Origin of the sequence: Candidatus Neptunochlamydia sp. REUL1, from assembly GCF_963457595.1 — a bacterium.
GTDB lineage: Bacteria > Chlamydiota > Chlamydiia > Chlamydiales > Simkaniaceae > Neptunichlamydia.
In genome coordinates this window covers 826,364-850,951 of the sequence record NZ_OY735137.1, presented here as the reverse complement: position 1 = coordinate 850,951, position 24,588 = coordinate 826,364, and the positions used below count along the sequence as shown (strand labels likewise).

Genomic DNA, 24,588 nt, shown 5'->3' with positions numbered 1-24,588 from the left:
AAATCTCTTAATTATGGTTCTATCACTTTTCCTTGCAGCATGTTCGAACACTCCGTACAAGGGCTCGCAGGTTGTCGGTGCAGATGAGTTTGTCATCGATTCTTATAAAATTAAGGAGGGGAAGTTTTCGATTTTAGAGATGGAGGGACAGCCTTTAGTGGCCCTTAATCCAGAACTTCTCGAAGAATATACCAATACAGTTGAGGATGGAGACTTCTTAAAGGTTGCGCTATTTCACCCTTCGCGTAGCGATTTGGTCAATGCTGTACGGGCAATTGGAGAAGAGATTGGTTACCCGGTCTCAGGAGGGAAGATCACCCTTCCCGAATTAAGGCCAATTGAAATTTCGGGGCTAAAACTTGGAGAGGCTCGAGATAGAATTCAAGAAGCCTACGACCAAGAAATCGATGAGGTAGAGGTTTTCCTTTCATTTGCTAAAAGAAAGCAAAAGAAAGTGGAACTCGCTGGGATGGTGAGTCAGTCAACTCTTCCTGTTAATGGGAAGCTCCGCCTATTTGAGGTGCTTGCTGAGGCCAAAGTTCCCTCCAATGCAAACTTTTTTAAGAGTTATTTGGTGCGAGATGGCGAGCCTGTTCCCGTTGATATGAATAGGCTTGTGAAAGAAGGGGACATGAGTCAGAATGTGGTGATGCGTGGGGGGGATAAGCTTTACATTGCAGAGACTTCAGCTTCAACGCTGATGGTAATGGGAGAAGTGAGACAGGAGCGCGTTATCGATGTTCCTAATGGATCGTTGCCTCTTCGATCTGCCCTTGCTATGGCAGGAGGGATTCCCTTCACAGGCGATAAGGGAGTGATTCAAGTCATTCGAGGAAATATTTTGCGTCCTAAAATCTATACATTAAACTGGAAGCACGTCATGCGTCTTCCTACCTCAAGTATGCTTTTAATGCCGGGTGATATTGTTTATGTTGCGGCAACGCCTATTACAGAGTGGAACCGTTTTATTCAGCAAATTTCCCCTACACTTACTGGAATTGAACTTTTCCGCAAAGGGGTTGCAGGAGTCGTAGCTATCCAATGACACAATCCGAAAGTTTCATTATTTTTTCCGATATTAAACGATTCGCATTCAAAACAAGATGGGTGATTTTTGCAGGAGCTGTTTTTTTTGGATTGTTTGGGTTTTTTAAAAGGTCTCAGGTTCCTGTCCGCCACGAAATAAAGGCGGTATTTAAAGAAGTGGGGCCTTCTCAAACGCCCTTTGGAGGAGGTATGTTTGATTCATTCCTCCAGACATTAGGGATGGGTGGGGTGACCAAAGAGGGGCACGTGTTGCTTCTTTCATCAATTATTTTAGAACCTGTGATCATGAAGCTTGGAATGCAAGCGGACATTCCCATTGAGACAAGTGTTGAAAAAAAGCGTCGTCGTTTTTTTGAATCTCTAGATGCTGAAAGAGGAATGCCGATTGCTGAGCCTTCTCGGTTTGTGTTTGAGAATGTTCGTTACTTAGGAGAATACTCTAAAGGGTTTCTCATTTTCTTCACTTCACGAGAATCTTTCGAGGTGCGGGATGAAAAAAATCATGTACTCGCGAAAGGAGTTGTAGGGGAAGCGGTCTCCTTTAATGGAATTACTTTTACATTAAAAGAAATGCCTAAAAGGATGAAACTTCGCAATAGTTACCCTCTTGTATTTTCCTCGCTCTCCGAAATGGTCATCCAGGTGCGGGAGCTTTTTGAGGTTCTTCTTGTTCATGGGGACGCCTCATTGCTCAGCTTGGAAATGACTCATGCGGATCGTCATTTTGGAATGCGGTTGCTTAACGAGATTATGGAAACCTATAAAAACTACCTTGAAAAGGAGAACTCTAGGGTGACGGAAGGGCAAATTGCCTATCTCCAAAAGCGGCGGAATAGTTACACAGAAAGCATGAATGAGCTTCTCAAAGAACACGTTGCCTATTTGAAGGAGAACATCGAGTCCAAAGGAGCGTTGAATCTTGGGCAGCAGCTTCCGCTCTTCCAAAGCCGCAAACAAAACCTTATGAATGACTTAATGGAAATTGAGCTTAAATTTGGAGAGTTGCTAGACACCAATCCTTACCTAGCCATGGAAATGGGCAGCGAAGTTGTAGCGCTTCAGGGAGAGCTTCATGAAATTGCAAAGGAGAGAGACGTTCTGGCTTTGGCACTCATTGGACAGCCGAGCTATGAAAAAAATCTTACTACGCAAATGCGGCGCTTAGACGTTATTGAGCGTGAAGAACTCAGAGTGAAGACTGGAGTAGATTCCTTTTTCTCTACAATGAGTCAAGCCCTTCGCCAAAAAGACCAAATGCTTGTCGAGGTAGGGGAATTTGGGAAAATCTTATCCCCCGCGGCTTGCCAACTTAAAAAAGTGCAGTTGGAAAAGAAGAAGTTGATGCAACTCTCCTCTGAAAGATCCGGGACACAGTTGTCCAACTCTTATCTCAAAAACCAACTGCGTCTTCTCTCATTGCAGGAAGGGACTTTAAAGCAGCGCCTTTTTCATGGAATAAGTAGAGAAGAAGAATATCGAGGGGTTGATCTAGAGACAGCGCGGAAGTTGCTCTTTACCTATTTGCATGGGCGCGATAATGCTCGGTCAAAAATCCGCGAGCTTATCTTTGCAAAGGAGCAGATTGAAAAAGCAGATGCTGAATGGGCCTCCCTATCCTCTATTTTCCCTGACCCTCTTAGTCAGGAAATGGTGCGAGAAATGGGAGGAATGAAACAGAAACTTCGAAAAGAACGTACCCTTACTGAAAAAGAACAAGAACGATTAGAAAAGCAGTTTTCTCGAATGAAGGATGATTTAGGACGTCATATAAAGCAAAGCGTTTTACTTGCTCAGCTTGAGTGTGAGAGGAACGAAGATCGTATCGAATCTGTCCGAATAGCCATTCTTGACCTGCTTGGCCAAGAGGTTTCTTTAATAGAGAAGCAGATTGAAGATCGGATTGAAGAAAAATTGGCCCATTTAGGGAAGGAGAAACTCCTTGTTAAAGGACAATTGAAAGATGTCAAAAAAGAGATGGAAGGGGTTCCTGATACGTGGCTTCGGGAGCATCGTCTAAAATTTGCTTCAGATATGAACAAAGGGATGTTAGAAGCTTTGGTTCACTTAGTTGAGTCAAAGAGTATTGAGCAAAACCTCTCGATATTAGAGTCTGGACCTATTGATTATGCGCAAGCTTCCTTGAATCCTAAGCCTCCCCTTTTAAAGGTTTTTGGAGTGATTGGTGCATTTTTAGGAGCCCTTATCACCTTTGCTGGTTGCTTTATTTATTATCTTTACCGCGGGTTTCCTTTGACCCTTCGAAACATGAGAGTTCGAGGGAAGGAAGTGCTAGGACCTTTGACTAAAAAAGATAATATTGAGGTGTTAAGGCGTTTTTCTCTTCTTCTAAAAAAGGAAAAAAAGTCTTCTATCGTAGCCTGCTTAGTGCTTGGAAATGGAGAGGACTATGCGCCGTCTTTTGCTGAGTTGCTTGCCAAAGAAGGAAAACGCGTTCTTGTGATGGATCTTAATTTTAAAAAGAAGGTGAAGGAAAGAAGCCTTCCAGGACTCATCCACTATTTAGAAGGAGATGCAAAAGCTCCAAGCATTCGTGTAAAACACTATGGTGACTACCTTCCTATGGGAGGGAACACCTTGTTTGGAGATGAAATATTGCGTAACCGCAAATTTGAGACATTTTTAAGCGAGATGAAGAAAGAGTACGAAGTGATTCTTTTGTCTCTTCCTTCAGGGCTAGAAAGCTCACTTCCAAAGTCCTTTTTTGGAAGCGCCGATGTGATTGCGCTAAGATTAGAGGATCATCCTTTCTCCTCTCTTGAACCCTATTTTGCATGGGAAAGTGAAGGACACTCTCTCGCCTTTGTGTAAGCAGCAAGAAGGGCACAAAAGATAAGAAGCATGAGTCTTCCTGTGTTGTAAGCCCAAAGAAAATGATCTACAACTCCCATCAATAAAAGAGAAAAAAGAATTGTGATAAGCGTGAGAGAAAGAGGAGTAATCTTCTGCTTGAAGGTGGGAATTGCAAGAGAAAAGATAAAGAGAGCAAGCATCCCAAGGCCGATGATTCCTGTTTCAGAAGCCACTTGCAGGTAAATGTTGTGGGCAAGAGCTCCGGTGGGATTCGCCCCAGCAAGGGCAGGGTCAACCGCTTCATAGGGGAAAAGAGCAAAACCATTGTGGCCTATTCCTAGAAAAGGATAGTGGAGAAAAAGGGTTGAGGCCAACTTATAATAGAGAAAGCGCCCACTGTCTGAGGCTTCCGACAAAGCATTGTAGTTTACAAACCCTCCTCGCGCGGCGAGTTGCTGAAATAAAAGAAGCGTCGCAAAGAGAAAAGCTCCTCCAATCAATGTTCCCAGCTTTAAAAATCCCTGCATTTTTTTAAGGAGTCCCACACCAAAAAACAAAGATGTTCCGAGCATCCAAGCAAAGAATGGGCCCCGAGCAAAGGTAAGTGTTAGGGTAAGAACAAGCAAAGGAATGAGTACTAAAAGGAGTCCCTTTTTGAGTCGAGTATTACTCTGAATAAAGAGAAAATAGGACACAAAAAGAGCAATCACTAGATATCCCCCAAAGATATTAGGATGATCAAACGTTCCGTAAGCACGAAGAATGAGAGAGTGCCTCTCAGTTATCCAAGGAAGCTTGTCAAAAAGGGCGCGATTCCCCTCGGTCAGAGGATAGACAGAGATGTTATTCATTGAAGGATCGATCTGTGCTTCAGAGAGAAAGGAAAGGCCTAAGCTTTTTTGGAATAAGAACTGCCCAGTTCCAATCAAACATTCAAGGAAAGCAATTCCTATAAAAAACCAGAGTACTGTGGGGATCCATTCAGCTCGCCTGCTCATCAGCAGATAAATTAAGTGGAAAGCCGTGCAAGCAGTCACTAGGCTTAGAAGAGTGACATACTGAAAAAAGTAGGAAGAAAACACCGAAAAGAGAATAGAAAAAACTGCAACGAAACCATAGAGAGTAAGGTAGCGAGAATGGCGGTTAAAAAAGAGCTCTTTCACTCTAACTTCTTTTAAGAGAAGAGCGCCGATCAGGAGGCCTACAATCCAAAAATCGGTGAGATAAAAGTGGATATATTTTTCAAACAGGGGAGGGAGAGATACAGCGAAAGGAGCGGTTTTTTCAAAGTGGTGGAAAAAGGAAACCGATACTCCACGAAAAACCTTGAAAAACAGATCGCCAAAGGGAAAAGCAGCAATCAAGATGAGTGTGAAGACGTAGAGAATTTTCGTTTTCATTGATCACCATGGTAGTCTTTAGAAGTAATTTCTCTCCACTTCTTAATCACTTGAGCTGCAAGTGGCGCCGCTTCCTTTCCGTAATCCCCAAATTTTAGGTAAACCACAACAGAGAGCTCCGGCATATCAATTCGGTAGTCGTCACCTTCTTTAAAGGAGAGTGTTCCAAACCAAATATCTTTACAGATCAGAGGGCCTCCTTCCCTGTCAAGCGTGGGGCGGTAGACAAACTCTGCCGTTGAAGTTTTACCCACAAACTGATCTTGCAGAGCTTTATATTCTGGAATCCATTTAGGGTGTTCGTATAGAGCTCGGATCCGATAGGGTTGAACAGGACCTTTTGCGCCCATGACCACCTGTCGCATTCCTTCCATGAGTTCTGTCCGTACTTTCGTGGGCATATCAATGACCCGTCGGACCTCGCGCTCTGTTTCTTTAACCCCCTTTGGGCTTGCACGCATCTTCACAATTTGGGGTTTTAAAATAGCGCCTCCATTTCCAATTGCGGTCAGCATTCCAGCAGTTTGAAGTGGGGTGACAACAAGCGAGTGTTGCCCAATTGCAAAAGAGTAGAGTCCCGTTCGATTATCTCGGAGATCATCGGGGACATATCCTCCTGTTTCTCCATAAAGATCAATCCCTGTAGCTTTTCCAAACCCAAAATGTTCTGTCGTTTTTTGCAGTTCTGCAGGATGATTGATAACTTCTCCTGCTAAGAGAGAGAAGTAGATGTTACTCGATCTTTCCATTGCAGCACCAAAATCAACCCGTCCTAAGCTAGCATGACTTCTTGGGAGCCTTCCCCCTTTGTAGTGGCGGGTGATCAGAGATCCATCGAGGTGACGCCCCAAAACGATTCCATTTTCAGTTGTAATATTTGCATTCATTTCGTCGATAATTTCTAGAGAAGGGAGACCGCATTGATAGATTTGCTTGAGAGCCTCATACCCCGTGACAACTTTGAAAAGCGAGCCAATGGGAGTTGATCTTCCGTAGGCATAGGATTTTCCATATCCAAAGCCATTGCGGGGATAAAAGGATCCGGCAAGTCCCTGCAATGTTTTGCTTCGAAGCGAATAATAACGTCCCCAAAGGGGGTCGGAAAGCTCATTAAAAGAGCGAAATGTTGTCATTAATTTAAGGGGAACCTTTTTTGCTCGCATCAAATCTAGGCTTTCAAGAAGCTTTCCTTCAGCCTCTTTGCTTGTTAAGACAAGGTGAAACAGGAAGGGCTGAAGGTCGAAGTCTTTTGAGACATTGCCGTAGATAAAAGCATCAAAAAACTTCCATTGATGTGTATCCCAAAATTCAGAGAACAGCGTCTTTTCCGCTTCGACTAGGTAGTCCGTATAAGGGTGGGGGTATGTTTTCCTGTTTTTTTCCTCCTCCCGTTTTTCTTTGAGGTAGGCCCTGAAATGCTTCTTTCTCCATAGGGAAAATATCCTCTCATGATAGAGGGTTTCGACTCTTTCTTTAATCTCTTTTTGGAGCAAAACAAATGCTTGGGTGAGTTCTCGATATCGACTTAAAGGAACGTCCTTTACCAGTTCAAGATGAGACTTTGAAAAATCCTTTCCATTTGCAATGAGTCTTAAAAGATCAAGAAAAAGGAGCTTGTCAAGGTTCTGTTTAATGGGCTTAAGGATAGGGTCGATTTCTCTGCGCATCTCTTGAACGAGGGGGGGGACCTCTCCTCCATAAAGAGCATCGATTGTTTCTTCAGCTGTCGCATTTCCCATGACTTTGTGGATAGCACCCAAAACATGTTGAAAGTGGACAGCTTCATAGACGTTGGGAATTTTTTTAAGAGCCTTTTTTACCTGGCAAGTATTGGAGAGAACATGATTGAGAAAGTGGTCCCAAGAAAGAGACTTTCTTTCCGAGTAAGTGACCCACTCTCGCTCCATTGGAGATAGGCCATCCCATATGGCTCCCACATGGCGAGGACTTTCTAGCCACTTTAAGATTGATTGTGTTTTTTCGTGGCGATCCCTGTCGGTTAAATTAAAGTCATTGGGGTCGAATCGAGGATATGAAGCAAGAGCAACTACCTCACCAGTCGAAGGAATCATTGCAACAATCGCTCCCCCTTTAATCCAAGGCGAGGGGATCTGGTCGTGCCTCTTCCCTGCTTGAGCAAAATGGCGTTCCCGATCTTGTTCATTGAAAGTGAGGAGTTCTTCTGCGTAGGCTTGAAGCTCTGAAGAGATCGTCAAAAGGATTCTCTCTCCTGAGTCTGCTTCCTTGCCTCCTGGCAAATTGCGGATAAAGCGTCCTCTTGCTCCGAGCTCCACTTCTTGTTTTCCATAAGATCCTCGCAAGGATTCATCAAACTTTCGCTCTATCCCAGTTTTCCCGACATGTGCATGAATTGTATAGGCTTTTTCTCTGAGTTCAGAAAGACGGAGTTCAACATTATGGCTGCTAAAAAATCCCTTCGGAAGGGGAATAGGTAGTCCTTCCTCCCTTTGCTCAAGAAATAGTGAAAGTTCCTCTATCTCTTGGGCGATTGCGATGTACTGTTTTTGGTTGATTGCCCCCATATACCCTAAAATATCAGAGCCCACCTTCCCTTGAGGATAATACCTTTTTGCTGCTCTTTGCATTGTCAAACCCGTCCAATTCTTTTCAAGAAGTCTAAGGCGATAATAGAGATTTTCGGAGAGATCTTCTTTAATAATAAAAGGAGTATTAGGAAAGATCGAGGCCTGGCTATAGATCAGATCTTCAATTCCTATAGGATCCATCTCGAGCGCCTTGCCAAGCATCTCCGCCAATTTTTCCACGTGGCGGCGCCTTTCGTAGACCTTAACCTTCTTCCCTCCCTTCCTTTCCCAAGTGACAAGGGGAATTTCACGAATGCGATCAAAGCAAACTGCTGCATTATATTGCACCTTGTTAATCGCAAGGGGGATGTTAAACCGGTCTCGAATCGTTCCACGTGCTGCAGGTTCTACGACGCTGCGACGCTGAGGTCTGAGGGCCTTTTCTTGATATTCCTCATTTTTGATTGTCGCTAGGTACCACACACGAAGTGTAATCATTAAGAAGGCAATCAACAATAAATGCAAAACAGAATTAGCTTTGTGAGGAATATCGCGGGTTCTCATACCTCAACGATAGCAAATCCCTATTGATAGGATCAACCACTGATTGGGTAACACTGTTTAACCCTATAACAAGAGGTATTGCTGGTTTTTCCCTCTATTGATACAGAATAATGAAAGTGGCTAAACTTAAACCACTATGAACGGGTCCTTAGTGATAAAAATAGTCGATTGTTTCGTTCTTTTTTGGACCAATCACTCGCCAGTTGAGTCTGAGCCCCTGCTCATCAAAATCTACCTGTCCAAAATAGCTGTCATCATCGCATAGGTGAGAGTGGATAGAGGATAGAGAATATTCGGAAGTAGGAACTAAGTGAAATAAAAAAACAGGATGGTCGAGACCTCTCCTTAAATGCTCAAGAGAGATAACTCCAGCGGTTCGATCGAGCGTCCAGCGAAAGGTATTGCTAAAGCTTACACTAGGGCCGGTTCTCCCTTTCCAATGCCCCTTTTCGTTGAACGTGAGTGTGGAATGGCTATCTATTATAACAACAACTTGTCCTGTTCCTCTTCCATTCCAACCATGTTCTTGGCTTGATTTGGAATTTGCATTGAAGGTGAGTTGATGAACGGTAGCAAGCTTTTCCCAAAAATCTAGTAGAGTTCGGAGCTTATTCTCAGGATTTTTTTGGACAGGAGGTTGGTTTTCACTTGAGATGTAGAAATTCTTCCTAGAGTTGGCGGGAAGAAGAGTATAAGCCTTTTGAAGGAGTTTTTCGAGTTCTTTCATAAGAGGAAATCTTGGATTGAACTGAAAAATACGCGTTTTTCCTTCATAACGGCTCATGATGACTCCGTCTTTTTCCAATCTCGATAAATTTTTTTGAATGGGGGTTAAAGGAACCCCCAAAGACCGATGGAGCTGAGTCCCGTAACACTGCCCATTAGCAAAAATAAAGAGGAGGATGTGCGTCACATTTTTATTTCCACACAAAGCTTCGAGCATAAATTTAAACCGGATTTAGGTTTGTTTAGGCTTATTTTAGGTTTTCATGTTAGGGGTAGGTTTGGTTTTTGTCAAAACCTAAATGCAGTTTATATAAACCTATTATAGGTTTTTGATAAATTCTTTTAGATTGAGCCTTGAAAGGAATCTCTCATAAACTTGCAGTAAGAAAAATTAGGAGCAGAAATGATGTTTATCCGAACAGATTGGACAGTTGACGAACTTCACGAGCTATATGAAATGTCTTTGATTGAGCTTGTAACAAAGGCAAATCACATTCACTCTCAGCACCACAAAGTTGGAGAAGTTCAGGTTTGCCACTTAATTTCTATCAAAACTGGGGGTTGCATTGAGGATTGCAAATACTGCGCTCAATCTTCTTTTTATCAGACGAATCTAAAAGCTGAACCAATGATGGGCTATGAGAATACCTTACTTCGAGCGAAAGAAGCCATTGCTCAAGGAGCAACGCGCGTTTGTTTAGGTGCAGCATGGAGGGGAGTTCGGAATAATAAACAGTTTGAACAAACACTCCGTATGGTTAAAGGAATTGCTGAGCTAGGTGTAGAGGTCTGTTGTACTCTCGGTTTTATAAATGCGTCTCAAGCAAGCATGCTTAAGGAAGCTGGACTATATGCCTATAACCATAATCTTGACTCCTCAGAGGGTTTTTATAAAACCATCATCACAACTCGTTCTTACCAGGAAAGGTTGAATACGCTTGATGTGGTGGAAAAGGTGGGGTTAAGTGTGTGTTGCGGTGGGATTGTTGGAATGGGGGAATCTAAAGAAGACCGTTTAAAGTTGCTGCATACTTTATCTACTAGAAATCCGCATCCTGAGTCTGTTCCGATTAATCAATTAAGTCCCATCAAAGGGACTCCTTTAGAAAATCAAAAACCTCTTTCATGTTGGGAAATCGTCAAGCTGATTGCAATTGCACGAATTGCTATGCCAAGGACAATGGTTCGCCTCTCTGCTGGGCGTATCGACATGACATTCCAAGAGCAAGCACTTTGTTTTTTAGCTGGGGCAAACTCAATTTTTTCAGGTGAAAAACTCCTCACAGTTGCTAATACCTCTATCAATGCTGATAGCGAAATGTTTAGACAATTGGGGTTAAAAAAACAGCGAGCATTTGCGTATGAAGACTCAACTAAATAGACGAAAAATGTTGGGAACTTTCCGTTCGTTGCAGGTGAAACCCAATCTGGTGGATTTTGCTTCCAATGATTACTTAGGTCTAGCTCGCTCTAGATCTCAAAGGGAAAGAGTAATACGTCGGTGGCGAGAGGTTGGTGGTTTAGGCTCAACGGGCTCTCGTCTGCTAACAGGAAATCATTTGTACACTCAAGGGCTTGAAGAGAAAATTGCGAATTTTCATGATTTTGAAGCCGGACTTTTTTTCAGCACGGGTTTTATGGCTAATATGGGCTTAGTCACTGCTATAGCGGATCGAAGTTCATTGTTTTTCTTTGATTCGCACATCCATGCGTCGACTCGTGAGGGGATAAAAATGAGTCGAGTCAAAGCGTTTCCATTTAGGCATAATGATCTAGAGCACTTAGAAGGGCGTTTGAAGCTTCCTTGTGTTGGAGAACGCTACGTATGTATCGAATCGGTGTATTCAACAGATGGTTCGGTTGCACCACTCGAAAAAATTGTGCAACTCTCTCAAAAGTATGAAGCAAAACTCATTGTTGATGAAGCACATGCTGTAGGAGTCTTTGGGCCAGGAGGGAGGGGGATTGTTGCTGAAAGAGGGTTGAATAGAAAAATCTTCGCTCAAGTTGTTACATTTGGAAAAGCTCTTGGAGCCTCTGGAGCAATTGTATTGGGGGATCGAATTTTAATGAAAATGCTTGTTAATTTTGCAAATGCGTTTATTTATTCAACGGCTCTCCCATTCTACTGTTTGGCTGCAATAGAATGTAGTTACGACGTTTTCCCCTCCTTAGAATCGAATAGAAAGCAACTTCATGATCTTATAAAGCTTGCAAGCTTTTCTTCTTCGCCGATTCAGCCCATTTCTGTTTCAGGAAATCAGAGTGCTCATAAGAAAGTCAAAAATCTTTCCGCAGCGGGTTTTGATGTTAGAGCTCTACTCAGTCCCACAGTTCGACAAGGAAAAGAAATTTTGCGTCTTTGCCTCCACTCATTCAATTCAAGAGAAGAGCTGCTTAAGCTGCTCGATATTGTGAGTTCTCATGAGTAGGATAGTTGTGGCAGGAATCGGTACAGGAGTGGGAAAGACAGTTGTTTCAGCGATTATGACAACGATGCTTGAAGGGAACTATTGGAAACCTTTTCAGACAGGATTGGAACATCCTGATTCTCAAGAAATTGCCAAACTTACTGATTCCTCTGTGCACCAAATATTCCCTTCGGCGTATTCTCTCAAAGCTCCCCTATCACCCCATCACGCAGCACGTTTAGAAAATATCGATATGGAGCTAACCCAAATCTCTCCTCCACCGTCTAGTAAACCTCTAGTGATTGAAGCAGTAGGGGGTGTGTATGTGCCTCTCAGCTCAAATACACTGAGCATTGATCTGTTTCATTCTTGGGAAGCTAACTGGATTGTTGTTTCTAGGCATTATCTTGGAAGTATCAATCACACCCTTCTTACAATCGAGGCACTTAAAGTCTGGAAGATCCCTATTTTGGGCATTGTCTTTAACGGGATGCCAAATCCCGATACCGAGGATGTCATCTTAACAACAACTAAAGTTCCCTATTTTGGGCGATTACTCCCTGAACCTAATATCAATAAATCAGTCATTCAGAGGTATGCAAAGCAATGGAGACAATAAGCGATAGAGATCGAGACTATATTTGGCACCCTTTTACGCAGATGAAAATAGCGCAGCCTCCCATCCCTATTCATTCGGGGAAAGGAGCTTATCTGTATGGTGAGCAAGGGGAGCACTATCTGGACGGAATTTCCTCATGGTGGGTAAATTTGCACGGGCATGCACATCCCTATATTGTGCAAAAAATTACGGAACAAGCCTGCAAATTAGAACATGCTATTTTTGCAGACTTTACCCATTCCGCTGCTGTTGATTTTGCCTCCCAGTTGATCCCTATTTTGCCGGGGGAAATGGGAAAGATTTTTTTCTCTGATAACGGATCTACAGCTATCGAAGTTGCCCTTAAAATGGCAATCCAATACTGGCATAACCAAAAAATCCACAAAACCAAAGTCGTTTGCTTCAAAGGGGGGTACCATGGAGATACATTTGGAGCAATGTCTGTGTCTGGCAAGAATGCTTTTAATAAACCCTTTTGGAACTATCTGTTCGAAGTGGAAACCATTTCTCCTCCGATTAAGGGAGAGGAGGAAGGGGCAATTTTACAGCTCGAGAAGATTTTAGAAGAGGGCAATGTAGCCTGTTTTATTTTTGAGCCGCTCATCCTGGGGGTTGGAGGAATGGTCTTGTACCCAGCAAAACAACTTGAACGACTACTTCAGGTTTGCCAAAGGTATGGTGTCATCACAATAGCAGATGAGGTAATGACAGGCTTTGGAAGAACCGGCACAGTTTTTGCCTGTGATCAAATCAAAGAACAACCTGATATTATTTGTTTATCAAAAGGGATAACAGGAGGGTTTTTACCTCTTGGCGTAACAGCCTGTCATGAGAAAATCTATCAGGCATTCTTATCAGAAGATAAGCAAAAAGCGCTATTACATGGGCATTCTTACACAGCAAATCCTCTTGCATGTGCAAGTGCGATTGCAAGTTTAGAGATTCTCCAGTCTTTTTCCTCTTGCCAACAAAGAACAATGATAGAGAAGTCTCACACCATTTTTTGTGAAACATGGAAAAATCACCCGAAGCTAATACGGTGCGAATCGCTTGGAACAATATTAGTTTTAGAGTACAAAACAGAAGGAAAATCCTATTTTTCACCTCTTCGTGACAGCCTTTACTCATTTTTTTTAGAAAAAGGTATTCTACTTCGCCCTTTAGGAAATGTCCTTTATGTCCTGCCGCCCTACTGTATTGGTAAAGAGGATTTAACCGTTATCTATGACGCCATTATTTTATCTTTAGAAGGAGCATTATGACATCTAAGATTAAATCACTTCTATTAGCAATTATTCGGCGCGAACATCTTCATGCAAAATGGCTTAACACTCTTTCTTATCTAGAGAACTGCGGTGCAAGAAAAATAGCTTCATGTGAGCATCCAACATTTGTTAAAGAGAGTATGCTGAAACATGCTGCTGAAGAGTTCAGGCATTCTCACTATTTAAAGTGCCAAATTAAAAAAGTTACCTCAACCTCGTTTGATAATTTCACGCTCCCATTCATTCTAGGAGGTGTTTCCTCTCTCAGGTACCTAGATCGGCTTGATCTTTTTGCTTCGCAGTTTCTGATTAAAGATGTTGGATTATCTAAGGAGCAGGCCAAAATGTTTGCTTATCATCTTGTGACTTACGCAATCGAGCTTCGAGCACAACAACTCTATCCTGTGTATCATGAAGCATTAAGAATGCTTCAAGCAAAAGTCTACGTGAAGTCTATCCTATTAGAGGAAGAGGAGCACCTAAGAGAAATGGAGGAAGGATTGAAGGCTCTTCCGTTGGGGTTTGTTTACGCAGGGAAAATTTGCGCTTTTGAAGAAGGATTATTTCAAAAATGGATTGAAACCGTTGCGAACGAAGTTTTTCAATAGGCTGAGCAATCTTACTCAATGCCGTGAGTAAAATTAATAAACAGCTAGATTATGTTTGTTATTTGCCGCTTTGGAAGTGTTTTTCGACAAGGGCACCTTCTTTCTGAAGATAGCTTGCCATAATCACTTGCATTTTCTTTTCCGCATCGCATTTAGGAGTGATTTTGTCGCGACCTAAAGCAGTAAGATATTGCCTTGTTGAAGCTGAAGCTTTGACTTTTGGCAGAACCTCTGCTGCAGTATCGATGTAAGACTTGATTTTGACGTCGACAAGATCCCCTTGGCAAGCATCTTTCATTTGCTTCATTTTCTCTACTTGGAGAACGAGATATTGCTTTTGAAATGTTTCTTGGTCGATTTGACCTTGAGAGAGTGTAACTCCTATAGAGAGTCCTTTAAGCCAGAATTCTGTGTCAATATTGATCAGATTATTTTCTAGGGGTGTGATGCCATCCCCTTTAAACTTATTGCTGAGCTGATGAATGTATTCAATGCTTTCTAGTTCGTGAGGGTTTGGAGAAAAGAAGACCATATTGCGGACTTCACTGCTAATCTTTTCGTAAGGGTTGTCGATACAAACTTCAACGAGCTCTCGGTTCTGAGCTTCATGAAGAGCAGCGATTTCCTTCTTGAAGGCATCCCCTTTTTTTCCTTGATAGTCAGTGACTATTTCTGAAAGTTTCTTTCGCTCTTCTAAAGCCGAATTGAACGCCCATTTTTTGCTTTTTTCTTTGTAGGAAGCGTCAATAGATTTCAAGAAATTATTATATCTTCCTTCGCGATAATCGGATAGAACTTCGTCAATGAGCTTCTGTTGAGAAGCAACAACCTGCTCAGATTTTACGCTTTCGATTTTAGTCGTATCTTCTTTAGCTACAATCGGTAGAATTAGTGATGTTGCGACAAAAGGGACAAGCAAAAATTTCTTCATGAGATTGACTCCGTATTCATATCCATTTGACTACCTATTATACCCCATCCTGAATAAAAAATACATGCCCTAATAGTCGTCTTCCCGCCTCTGTTTCAAATAATTTTTTAACAAAACGCCTGGTCCTAAATTATGAAGATTATGTAAAATGATGTGGCATCAATAAACAGAAATTGGGGACCAGTCAAATGACGTCATTTTCGTTTAAAAACGATCTCTTCCATAAGTGGAGTAAGGGCAATTGTGAAGAAATTTTCTAGGTGGGATGCCCGTTTTACAAGTTCTTCAATGTCAATTCGACCTTCTATTAGAAGGTTTGTGGATATAGAAGTACAAGAGTTGTTGAGTTAAAGTATTTAATGGATAATTAAGACCTCTCCCAGCTAGTGAGAAAGCTTGCTTTACACATTCTGGCATGACATAGTCGGTTGCCTGTCCAACGTGTCGCCTTGTTGCGCGACCCACATAGAAGTTCTTGAGACAGCAGCTCCTGCGAGCCCAATTCCTACAGTTGAAGCTATGCTTGATATTGAATCCATAATTAACCTCCTATTTTTTAAATTATAAAAAATATAAGTAACTATACGTCAGTATCATATAATTTATAATAAAATAAGCGTTTGATATATAAAGAGTTGAATATACTTTATCTCTATAAAAGGCCTGTCTGCTTTCCCTCTCCTCACAAGCCGACTCCTAAATTTTCTTTGTAACCACGATATTACTCTTTCAATTTTCCATTGCACTCTTTGGACCAACGACGCTATTCTCCTATGTTCTGCTGCTTGTTCCTCGAAAAGAGATTTTTGCAACAGAATCCTTAATGGATTGGGCAATTTATGTACGACGCCATTCTGATACAAATAAAGATTTCACTTGGAAAAAATCAGTGAGATAGGATAAAAAGGATGGATCATGCGCCTGTAGTTCAACGGTAGAACAATAGCCTTCCAAGCTATTAGTGTCAGTTCGATTCTGATCAGGCGCTTGTTTCAATATTAACCAAGACCGAAATCCTGACCTGAGAGTTAGGATGCCGTCGTCAAACAAAAGGGACAAGGCTTGGCACAAAACCAAACTGTTACTGTTTCCATTAAGGATCTACTCGAAGCTGGGGCACATTTTGGTCACCAGAAGCAACGATGGAATCCCAAGATGAAGCGCTTTATTTTCGAAGAGCGCAGTGGGATTTACATCATCGACCTTGCAAAAACCATGCAGCAAATTCGTCTTGCAATTGACGTTGCGGTTTCTACCGTTGAAAAGCATCAAAGCATCTTGTTTGTTGGAACCAAAAAACAAGCAAAAGATGTCATTAAAGAGTGCGCAGAGAGGTGTGGCGAATTTTATGTTGCAGAGCGCTGGCTTGGTGGAATGCTCACTAACTTGAAAACCATCAGAGGTTCAGTGAAAACCCTAGAGCGCGTTGAAAAACAAATCGCTACAGGGGGTGACGGGTTCACCAAAAAAGAGATGACATTGCTAAATAAAGACCGCGAAAAGCTCGATCGAAACCTCGCAGGTATCCGAGCCATGCGTAAGCCTCCAGGGTTGCTTGTTGTCGTCGATCCAAATAAAGAACATATCGCTGTTGCTGAAGCAAACAAACTAGGCATTCCTGTGATGGCTCTTGTTGATACTAATTGCGATCCCGATCCTATCGACTATGTGATTGCATGCAACGATGACGCGCTCAAGAGCATTAAGTTGATTGTTCAAGCCCTTTCGGATGTCATTATTGATAAGAAAGGTGAATTGAATATTGCGATTGGCAAGGAAGAAGCTAAAGCTAAGATTGAACCAAAAGAGGCTCAAGAAGAAGAGGTGAAGGAATGACAATTACAGCACAGATGGTTATGGACCTTAGAAAAAGAACTGGCGTTGGAATGACCAAATGCAAAGATGCGCTTACTGAAGCTGGTGGCAATATGGAAGAAGCGATTCACATTCTTCGAAAGAAGGGAATGGCGTCTGCTGTCAAGAAGGGAGGCCGTGAGACAAACGAAGGTGTTGTTGGCATTTCTGAAAATGACGAGATGGCCTACCTTGTTGAGGTGAATGTAGAAACAGACTTTGTACTTCAAAACGATCGTTTTAAAGAATTTCTGAAGAATATTTGCGACGATACACTTAAAACAAAGCCAAAAACTGCTCAAGACTTTATTGGGCAGAAATACAGTCAGAACGAAGCACTTACGATTGATGAGTATCGCGCTGAGACTGTGCATAGTCTTGGAGAAAATATTCAGATTAAGCGGCTTCTCAACTTTAAAAAGACTGCTGACAGCTCGCTTGGAATTTACTCCCATATGGGCGGAAAAATTGTATGTGCTGTAGTGATTAAAGGGGCAGGGGACGTTGATTCTCTTGCGCGCGATGTTGCGATGCATGTTGCTGCTGAAGCTCCTGACTTTTTGAAACCTGACGAGATTTCTGCTGATATTCTGGCAAAAGAGGAAGAGATTGCTCGTAGCCAGATTCAAGACAAACCACCTGAGATTATGGATAAGATTATTCAAGGAAAGCTTAAGGCTTTTTATGAGCAGTCATGTTTGTTAAATCAGAAGTTCGTCAAAGATCCTTCAATGAGCGTAGCGGATTATGTTACACAAGAAGGAAAAAAGGCGGGCAAAACTCTTGAAGTTGTGGAGTTTGTTCGTTGGCAAATAGGTGAATAAGTGACAAAGCCCTCCTATAAGCGCGTTCTTCTAAAACTTTCTGGTGAATCCCTCAAGGGAGAAACACCCGGGGTGATTGATCATGTGGCGTGCAATCAGATTGCGAATGCGATTTGTGAAGTGTATGCTCTTGGTATTGAGATTGGAGTCGTGATTGGAGGAGGGAATATCTTCCGAGGGAATATGGCAGAGCAGTTTGGCTTTGCTCGTACCCCAGCAGACCATGTAGGGATGCTTGCAACAACCATTAATGGTCTAATTCTTGGTCAGGTTCTTTCAACAAAGGGATGTAAGACTCGTGTCATGAGTGCCCTGAATTTTGATGGAATCGTCGAGCCCTACAATTGGAATCATGCCCTCCATTCTCTTGACAAAGGACACATTGTCATCTTTGTTGGAGGAACGGGGAACCCCTATTTTACAACGGATACAACAGCTGCCATGCGAGCCAGTGAAATCGAGGCAGAGGTTCTTTTAAAAGCCACAAAGGTCGATGGAATCTACGATATGGATCCTATGGAGCATAAAGAAGCTGTTAAAAGTGATCACCTGACTTATGGAGAAGTTTTGACAAAGGATCTCCACGTGATGGACGGTGCGGCGATTGCCCTTTGCCGAGAAAGTGATATCCCTATTCATGTATTCAATCTCTTTGAAAAGGGTGCGATGTTGAAGGCAGTCACCGATCGAAAGGGTGGAACACTTGTGACGAAAGGTTAACCCATGAGTATTATGGACGAATGCAAAGAAAATATGGTAAAGGCTCTTGACCATTATAAGGAAGAGCTAAAAGGGATGAGGACAAGCCGTCCAAGCCCTTCGATGTTAGACGGAGTTTCTTTAGAAGTTTATGGAACACCAATGCGCATGCGCGATATTGCAACGGTAGCGGTTGCTGATGGTAATCAGCTTGTTGTGACTCCTTTTGATCCAAGCACGGCAAACTCTATTGCAAAGGGGATTGAAAAGGCAAATTTGAATCTTCAGCCTGCTGTTGATGGGAATGTTGTTCGTGTTCCCATCCCTCCAATGAGCGAAGAAAGACGAAAGGAAATCGCTAAAGATGCTCGCGAGAAAGGAGAAAAGACAAAGGTTACGATTCGTGATGTGCGTCGGAAATCTAATGATCTAACAAAAAAGCAGAAGTCTGATGGTGAAATTACCGAAGACGATCTCAAAAGAGATGAAAAGCAGATTCAAGAGCTTACAGATAAATTTTGTAAACAAGTTGATGAGCTCTTTGCAGAAAAGGAAAAAGATATCCTCGCAGTTTGATCTTGATTTATTACTGCTTTAGGAATTATAATTCTCCATTAGACGGCAGATATTATCTGGCCCCATCGTCTAGTCAGGCCTAGGACACAAGGTTTTCATCCTTGCAACAGGGGTTCGAATCCCCTTGGGGTCATACTCGAGGCTTTAGCTCAGTTGGTAGAGCATCTCCCTTTTAAGGAGAGGGTCGTTGGTTCGAGCCCAACAAGCCTCATTCTTTAATGCCCGTTCTTAAGTCACCTTAAGAACGGGCATTCTTTATCTATCAATGTGTTGACAAATTTACTCTATCATTTTGCTTAAAGGCTTTGACTGTTTATGAAGCAATGTGTTCAAAAAGGGTAAAGTGGTTATAATTTCTTGGAGTGATAAAAGCGACGACGAATATTTACCAACAATTTACCAACAATTTCCCAACATTTATCAAACTGCTGCTGAAAAGAAGATTTCGACATGCCAGGTCGCCATAAGCATTTGTGATCATCACCTCAAGCAGGGCACCGGCAAAAGAATAGGCGACCCTGTGTTTCATTTCGGGCCTAAAAAATAATACCAATCTCTATATGAAAATTTAGCGTAGAGATTGGTATCGTTATATAGTTCAGATGGAACCACCTGACCTTTTTTATCTAACGCCTCCCATTATAAGCAGCAATCATTCCTGGAATTAGGTGGATCATGAGCGAGCTAGCAGCAAGGTGGCCGGACTGATTGATGTTGATTTTGGTGTCAAACAGCTTTTGAGTGAGTTTTGGAGTGATATAGGTGATAGCAGCAGCAGTCGATAGCTGGACAAAGAGCCTTGTCCATGTGTTTCTCGTTGTTCGTTTACCTGCAGGATTTTTATCGGCACCGGTTGCTTTTTCTCCTAGCTGTGAAAGTGCGGTGTAAGTCACAGCGCTTGCTAGAGCAGGAAGCTGAGACTTCCCAAATGATGTAAATAAATTTTTTGAAAAAAGTTGTCCTGTTACGGATGCAAGTGCTGAGCGCGCAAGCATATTGTAGGTTAGTGATAACATAGTGCTCTCCCTGTTTAACATTAAAAAGATGTCATTAGTATATTCATTATTGACTTTATTTCAATATTAAAATAATATATATTATTTTATGTGTATTTTTTATCTAATTAACAGTTGTGTGGTTGAAAGAGCTTTGCTAGGGCACTCATTTTCGCCTTACTGTTGGAGTATGGGGGCTTTGAAGAGGGGGGGCTAAATCTACCCGAAGCTTGTAAATTTATTTTTTCCGTACTTCGAAAAGGGCTGCTGTTGTGCCAGTATGTTTGAGGAGGGTGAGGATTTCTTGGGCAACCTCTAAGGGGGAGAGGAGGGAATTTTCATCTTCACTGGGGAAATTTTTGGATCGCATGGGGGTGGCAGTTCGTTGAGGGACGATCGCATTGATATGGAGGTCAGGGCGCTCGTCGGCGAGTCCTTGAGTAAAATTAACGATTGCTGCTTTCGCTGAGGAGTAAAGAGTGTAGGATTTTCTCCCTCGAGAGAAGGAGGAAGAGGAAAGGTTGATAATGTGGCCACCGGGTTTGACCTGTGCACAGCGGCAGCTGTAAAGCAGAGAGTGGAGATTGGTGGCGATGAGGTGATCGATTTCTTCTGAAGAAAGGGAATGAAAGGGCTTGAGGGATAGATGACCTACGCAGTTGATGAGACCATCGATGGGGCCAAGGGATTGAAAGAGCGTCTCGGTAGCAGCGTAATTCGTGAGGTCAACAGGGTGCGCTTTGGAAGATTTAGATAGAATAAGAGGGTTGGCGCCCTCTTTTTTAAGGAGGGTTACAAGGGCTGAACCAATGCCTCCCGTTCCCCCAGCAACAGCAAACGTTTTACCTTTTAAAGAGATGAGCGTTTGTGGAAGGGAACGTGTTTTACGCTGCATGAGTTGTTCTGCTAGAAATAGATCGAGCTCGTTGGTGATTTTTATATTATCTTCGGACCCCGAGACGATATGTACGGGGACCTCTAGGTCAAGCACAAGGCGGCAGTCATCAGAGGCCTCATGGTGGGCATACTTCTCGTGGGCCTCAAGGAGGAGAGGATAGGAAAAACTTTGAGGGGTTTGGCCACGCAGATAGTGATTGCGATTAGGGATCGATGTAATGGTGTCGATGTTTTCTGCATAGACAATTGTGTCAGCAGAAGGGATACAGGTGTCAACGGCGGCGTGTTTTTTGAGAGCATTTAGATTATCTTGGATGATTTTAGAGGAGACAAAAGGGCGGACAGCATCATGGATCACAACATGGGTCGTTTCGTTGGGGCACGCAAGGAGTCCTTGGTAGGTAGAATCTTGTCGAGAATAACCTCCTGGTATTACACGGACTCGACGGCTCGTGGTTTCAGCTTGGACGGCTTCAATATGGTCGGGGTGACAGACGAGGAGAATTGCTTGAAATTCTGAAAAAGCAAGGAAAGCATCAAGTGTGTGGAGATAGATTTTCTTTCCTGAAAGATTTAAGAATTGCTTGGGAGTCTTGCTTCCAAAACGCTCTCCTGTCCCCCCCATTAAAAGAATTGCAGTGATAGACTTTTGGGATAGGTTCATAATTTAATCGATATAGGTTTTAGAACTGATTGTAAAAATTCTGCCCGTTTTTGAGCGAGCTTTTCTTTAGAAATTTTCTCATTTAAGGAAAGGGAGAGGTGACCACGCCGCACTTCAAAGAAAATCCTATTGAGGTCTTGATCGGTGAGACCATCGATCCACTTGAGATCGATTCCGAGTTTGATGAAGCTGAGAGTATTCAAAGCTTCTTTGGTTTCTATTTGAAAGGAATGCTTGAGAAGTCCAATAGCGCGACTGATTTTATCAAAGATAAGGGCATTGGGAGTATCAAGGAGTTGAGTGCGGAGGGCTTTCTCATGACCTGTAAGCTTTGTTGCGGTTTTATGGATCCCTTCTAAGATTTGATCTTCAGTCAGTCCTAATGTAAAGCGGTTTTGAATGATGACGATATCTCCAACAAATTCATCGGTTCCTGTCAGCCCACTTGCTTGAACCTCTTCATCGAGCTCACTTGCCAAGATGTCGTCGATTTGGTCAAGCTCTATCAGGCAGGGAAGGTGGAGGAAGGCTTGAACGGTCAAGGTTGTTCCTGAATTGGAGAGATGTGATGTGAGATATCCAAACTTATGTGAATAAGCAAAAGAGTGGTTTTCAGCGAGTTCTGCTTCGATTTCAGCGAGTTTTTTCCATGCTTCTTTCCATGCCGAGTGGGATTCAATAGAGTGGAGAGTGAGATGATCTTCACCATTGATCATTGCCAGAAAGGTTCCTGTGTTGTCAATGACAACCCCGGATTTGCATTCAGGATTTTGAGACTCGTTTGTCGCAAGAAAATGTTCTAGAATGAATTCTCGCTCTGCGGTCCTTAACTCCTCCATTTCAAAAAATGAGGGGGCTTCTAAAGAAGGACTGCTGAGTAGGGCTTGTTTTAGGGTCGTCAAGGCCTGAAGGGAGTCTGTTTCTTTCATTTTTTGAGGAAACATTGAGGAGGAAAGATTTCGTTGCAAGAAGAAGCTGGAAGCCATCCAGATGGGAGTATCACTTTTCTCCCAAATGCTATGTTCTTTCAATGTTTGAAATGGGCTAGGCTCTTTCATCTTTCATTTCCGTAAGGGCATTGATTTGGTCTCGAAGCCATGCAGCTTCTTCATAGTTTTCTCCACTCAGGGCCTCATTGAGTGATTCGTTCAGGTCCCGAATGCGGCTGGTATTTTGAGTTTTCTCGTTGAAATGAGGAGTCCTGCCAATGTGTAGTGTTGGAATAGGGTTGGCAGGGTTTGGCTTTAATCGAGGAGAAATCAGGTGTGTTTCAAGGAGTTGATCGACAAGTACATCTTGAAAAATGGCGTAACACTCTTTGCATCCCAGAGGTTCTCCCATGAGAACAGATTCAAGTGAAGTATGGCAATTGCTACAGCAAAGCCCTTCCTCTTTCTTGGGAGCTTCCTCATTTTGGGTTTTCCCCTGAAGTTTTAGCTTTAATACAGGACAATCACGACACATTTCTGTGGTTGTAACAGTTTCTTCTACCATCTCGCTATAGATGACATCAGCGCTCCGCTTGCATTGACTGCACTCTAAGGGTCGTTCACTCATACAACTGGTGTATAGAAAAAAGTGCTTTTATAATCCATATACTTGTGCTATCCCAAAAATATAACTAGGAGGTTACCTCAATGAAAAAAGTTTTAGGATCCCTATTACTTGTATTAGGAATGTCTACAGCCTGTGCTCAGTATGGTTCATATTCATCAACCGGGTCATCGAATAATTCTTACGACTCCTACAGTCAATATGGACAGCAGGGTCAACAGCAAACGCAGCAAATGCCTCAACAGCAAAGTACTATTCCATCAGACTGTTCACATCTTTCTCAGCAAGAACAGCAATTTGCAATGCAGCTCAGCGATATGCATCGCACCATGTTTTGCCGACACTTTTCAGTGTCTCAGCGGATTGAAGCGATGACTCTGGCAAATGCTGGTGCCACAAGGGGAGCAAGTGGTCAGCCTCAGATTTCTCCTGATGCAGCGGTGGAAGTGATCATGAAGAATGCACGTAAAGACCAATCAAGTGATGTGCAGCAGCAGCCATCGCAAAGCCCTTATGGTGGAAGCTATAGCTACCCTGGCAATAGTGGCAGCTCTTCTTCTAAGAGCCCTTATTCAAATTAGGTACACGTAAGCCCGGTGATCTGCTGGGCTTAATTTTCCTTAAAACACTGCAGTACTGCGCATCGTTTATTCAAAATTAAGATAATAATCCTGGACGTTGTAATATAACTTGCTATTTTCCCCGTTGGCTTGCCATGGGGTGAAGATTTAGGTTATATCTATAACCAAAAATTGTGTCTGAGAATAAATGAGCGTATCCTTGGAAAGTTGAAAAAAATTTCCATAAATAAGGAGATACGCTCATGGAAAAGTATGATGAATTACCAGGATTTCAACAAGGTCTAGAAGAGATAGTGCGCGAGGGAGCGAGAAAGATGCTTCATCAAGCAATTGAAAGTGAAGTAGAAGAGTTTATAAAGCAATGCAACAATTCAAAAGATGAGAATGGCCATATGACTGTGAAGAGGAACGGCTACCTTCCAGAAAGAGAAATCCAAACTGGAGTAGGTCCCATAAAAGTCAAAAAGCCTCGGGTTAAAGGAGAAGAATTCACGAGTGCGATCTTGCCAAAATATATGAGACGGGCGCCAAGCATTGATGCCCTTATTCCGGCCCTTTATCTCAAGGGTGTTTCCACGGGGAATATGAGTGAATCTTTGGTGGCTATATTGGGAGATCACGCCAAAGGACTGTCTGCCACAAACATTGCTAGGCTAACCAAGATTTGGGAAGAAGAGTATGAAGAGTGGCAAGACCGAGATCTATCAAGCAAAGAGTATATTTACTTTTGGGCTGATGGGATTTATTTCAATGTGAGGCTTAGTAGTGATCGCCCTTGTTTGCTTGTTATCATAGGGGCACTTGCGAATGGAACAGAGATATTGTCAAATGACAATATTTTGTGGTTCTTCATGGGTGGTTTTGCAGACTTGATAAGACTGTCCAGATGGAGATTGTAGTCGACAAGGAAATGCACCCCGGCTTAAAAGACAGGTTTTTTCTAGATTTGGAAAAACTCCGTTTCTTAGGGGGGGGGAATGAATTATCCATGGATTTTTCCTTTTGGTTTTTCAATA

At 42.6% G+C, this 24,588-nt stretch carries 20 protein-coding genes, 3 tRNA genes and 1 pseudogene; 16 read left to right on the top strand and 8 right to left on the bottom strand.

Going from position 1 to position 24,588, the window contains the following annotated elements; genetic code table 11:
- The first annotated feature begins 13 nt into the window (after window positions 1-13).
- A complete protein-coding gene (locus R2I63_RS04815; protein ID WP_316359426.1) occupies window positions 14-1,045 on the top strand; it encodes a sugar transporter in 1,032 nt (343 codons plus the stop codon).
- The gene (locus R2I63_RS04810) at window positions 1,042-3,876 is read left to right on the top strand and encodes a hypothetical protein (RefSeq protein ID WP_316359423.1); all 2,835 of its coding nucleotides are present in this window, start codon (window positions 1,042-1,044) and stop codon (window positions 3,874-3,876) included. The genes R2I63_RS04815 and R2I63_RS04810 overlap by 4 nt, the downstream gene beginning before the upstream one ends.
- Here R2I63_RS04810 and R2I63_RS04805 read toward each other — a convergent pair.
- From R2I63_RS04805 to R2I63_RS04795, 3 genes are all read right to left on the bottom strand, one after another.
- Window positions 3,831-5,258 carry an O-antigen ligase family protein gene (locus tag R2I63_RS04805; RefSeq protein ID WP_316359421.1) on the bottom strand — a complete coding sequence of 476 codons (1,428 nt, stop codon included), beginning with the start codon at window positions 5,256-5,258 and terminating at the stop codon, window positions 3,831-3,833. The genes R2I63_RS04810 and R2I63_RS04805 overlap by 46 nt on opposite strands.
- Entirely contained in the window at window positions 5,255-8,368 is a 3,114-nt protein-coding gene (locus R2I63_RS04800; RefSeq protein ID WP_316359419.1) for a penicillin-binding transpeptidase domain-containing protein, read from the bottom strand. The genes R2I63_RS04805 and R2I63_RS04800 overlap by 4 nt, the downstream gene beginning before the upstream one ends.
- 148 nt (window positions 8,369-8,516) lie before the next feature.
- A complete protein-coding gene (locus R2I63_RS04795) occupies window positions 8,517-9,152 on the bottom strand; it encodes a DUF6314 family protein (protein ID WP_316359417.1) in 636 nt (211 codons plus the stop codon).
- 345 nt (window positions 9,153-9,497) lie between these two features.
- On the opposite strand from R2I63_RS04795, the gene bioB reads away from it, so the two are divergent.
- From bioB to R2I63_RS04770, 5 genes are read left to right on the top strand one after another with little or no spacing between them, the layout of a single operon-like run.
- Window positions 9,498-10,475, top strand: a complete 978-nt coding sequence (bioB, locus tag R2I63_RS04790; protein ID WP_316359415.1) for a biotin synthase BioB — start codon at window positions 9,498-9,500, stop codon at window positions 10,473-10,475.
- A gap of 34 nt (window positions 10,476-10,509) precedes the next feature.
- Entirely contained in the window at window positions 10,510-11,526 is a 1,017-nt protein-coding gene (locus R2I63_RS04785) for an aminotransferase class I/II-fold pyridoxal phosphate-dependent enzyme (protein ID WP_316359413.1), read from the top strand.
- On the top strand, window positions 11,519-12,124 hold the full coding sequence (gene bioD / locus R2I63_RS04780; RefSeq protein WP_316359411.1) for a dethiobiotin synthase: 606 nt from the start codon (window positions 11,519-11,521) through the stop codon (window positions 12,122-12,124). Before R2I63_RS04785 ends, bioD begins: the two co-directional genes overlap by 8 nt.
- Window positions 12,112-13,386, top strand: coding sequence for an adenosylmethionine--8-amino-7-oxononanoate transaminase (gene bioA, locus R2I63_RS04775; protein ID WP_316359409.1), 1,275 nt, complete (start codon window positions 12,112-12,114; stop codon window positions 13,384-13,386). Before bioD ends, bioA begins: the two co-directional genes overlap by 13 nt.
- Entirely contained in the window at window positions 13,383-13,997 is a 615-nt protein-coding gene (locus tag R2I63_RS04770; RefSeq protein ID WP_316359408.1) for a hypothetical protein, read from the top strand. Before bioA ends, R2I63_RS04770 begins: the two co-directional genes overlap by 4 nt.
- Window positions 13,998-14,055: 58 nt before the next feature.
- Here R2I63_RS04770 and R2I63_RS04765 read toward each other — a convergent pair whose 3' ends face one another.
- The gene (locus R2I63_RS04765) at window positions 14,056-14,928 is read right to left on the bottom strand and encodes a hypothetical protein (protein WP_316359406.1); all 873 of its coding nucleotides are present in this window, start codon (window positions 14,926-14,928) and stop codon (window positions 14,056-14,058) included.
- A 917-nt stretch (window positions 14,929-15,845) separates the two neighbouring features.
- Here R2I63_RS04765 and R2I63_RS04760 point away from each other — a divergent pair.
- From R2I63_RS04760 to R2I63_RS04730, 7 genes are all read left to right on the top strand, one after another.
- Window positions 15,846-15,916: transfer RNA gene (locus R2I63_RS04760), tRNA-Gly, on the top strand.
- Between the two features lie 74 nt (window positions 15,917-15,990).
- The gene (gene rpsB / locus R2I63_RS04755; protein ID WP_316359404.1) at window positions 15,991-16,764 is read left to right on the top strand and encodes a 30S ribosomal protein S2; all 774 of its coding nucleotides are present in this window, start codon (window positions 15,991-15,993) and stop codon (window positions 16,762-16,764) included.
- The gene (tsf, locus tag R2I63_RS04750) at window positions 16,761-17,606 is read left to right on the top strand and encodes a translation elongation factor Ts (RefSeq protein ID WP_316359402.1); all 846 of its coding nucleotides are present in this window, start codon (window positions 16,761-16,763) and stop codon (window positions 17,604-17,606) included. Before rpsB ends, tsf begins: the two co-directional genes overlap by 4 nt.
- Entirely contained in the window at window positions 17,607-18,326 is a 720-nt protein-coding gene (gene pyrH / locus R2I63_RS04745) for a UMP kinase (protein ID WP_316359400.1), read from the top strand.
- 3 nt (window positions 18,327-18,329) lie between these two features.
- Complete coding sequence (frr, locus tag R2I63_RS04740; RefSeq protein WP_316359398.1) at window positions 18,330-18,881, top strand: ribosome recycling factor; 552 nt, start codon at window positions 18,330-18,332, stop codon at window positions 18,879-18,881.
- 58 nt (window positions 18,882-18,939) lie between these two features.
- Window positions 18,940-19,014, top strand: a tRNA-Glu gene (locus R2I63_RS04735).
- A gap of 5 nt (window positions 19,015-19,019) precedes the next feature.
- A tRNA-Lys gene (locus tag R2I63_RS04730) sits at window positions 19,020-19,092 on the top strand.
- A 415-nt stretch (window positions 19,093-19,507) separates the two neighbouring features.
- On the opposite strand, the gene R2I63_RS04725 is transcribed toward R2I63_RS04730, so the two are convergent.
- From R2I63_RS04725 to R2I63_RS04710, 4 genes are all read right to left on the bottom strand, one after another.
- Complete coding sequence (locus R2I63_RS04725) at window positions 19,508-19,897, bottom strand: hypothetical protein (protein WP_316359397.1); 390 nt, start codon at window positions 19,895-19,897, stop codon at window positions 19,508-19,510.
- A 217-nt stretch (window positions 19,898-20,114) separates the two neighbouring features.
- On the bottom strand, window positions 20,115-21,437 hold the full coding sequence (locus tag R2I63_RS04720; protein ID WP_316359395.1) for a D-ribitol-5-phosphate cytidylyltransferase: 1,323 nt from the start codon (window positions 21,435-21,437) through the stop codon (window positions 20,115-20,117).
- Window positions 21,434-22,495 (bottom strand): hypothetical protein, encoded by a 1,062-nt coding sequence (locus R2I63_RS04715; protein ID WP_316359393.1) that lies wholly within the window; start codon window positions 22,493-22,495, stop codon window positions 21,434-21,436. The genes R2I63_RS04720 and R2I63_RS04715 overlap by 4 nt, the downstream gene beginning before the upstream one ends.
- The gene (locus R2I63_RS04710; RefSeq protein ID WP_316359391.1) at window positions 22,482-22,994 is read right to left on the bottom strand and encodes a UvrB/UvrC motif-containing protein; all 513 of its coding nucleotides are present in this window, start codon (window positions 22,992-22,994) and stop codon (window positions 22,482-22,484) included. Before R2I63_RS04710 ends, R2I63_RS04715 begins: the two co-directional genes overlap by 14 nt.
- 80 nt (window positions 22,995-23,074) lie before the next feature.
- Between R2I63_RS04710 and R2I63_RS04705 the strand changes: the two genes are divergently transcribed.
- Window positions 23,075-23,572, top strand: a complete 498-nt coding sequence (locus R2I63_RS04705) for a hypothetical protein (protein WP_316359389.1) — start codon at window positions 23,075-23,077, stop codon at window positions 23,570-23,572.
- Window positions 23,573-23,814: 242 nt separating this feature from the next.
- Window positions 23,815-24,396, top strand: a pseudogene (locus tag R2I63_RS04700) (transposase); the annotation flags it as partial.
- Window positions 24,397-24,588 lie beyond the last annotated feature (192 nt).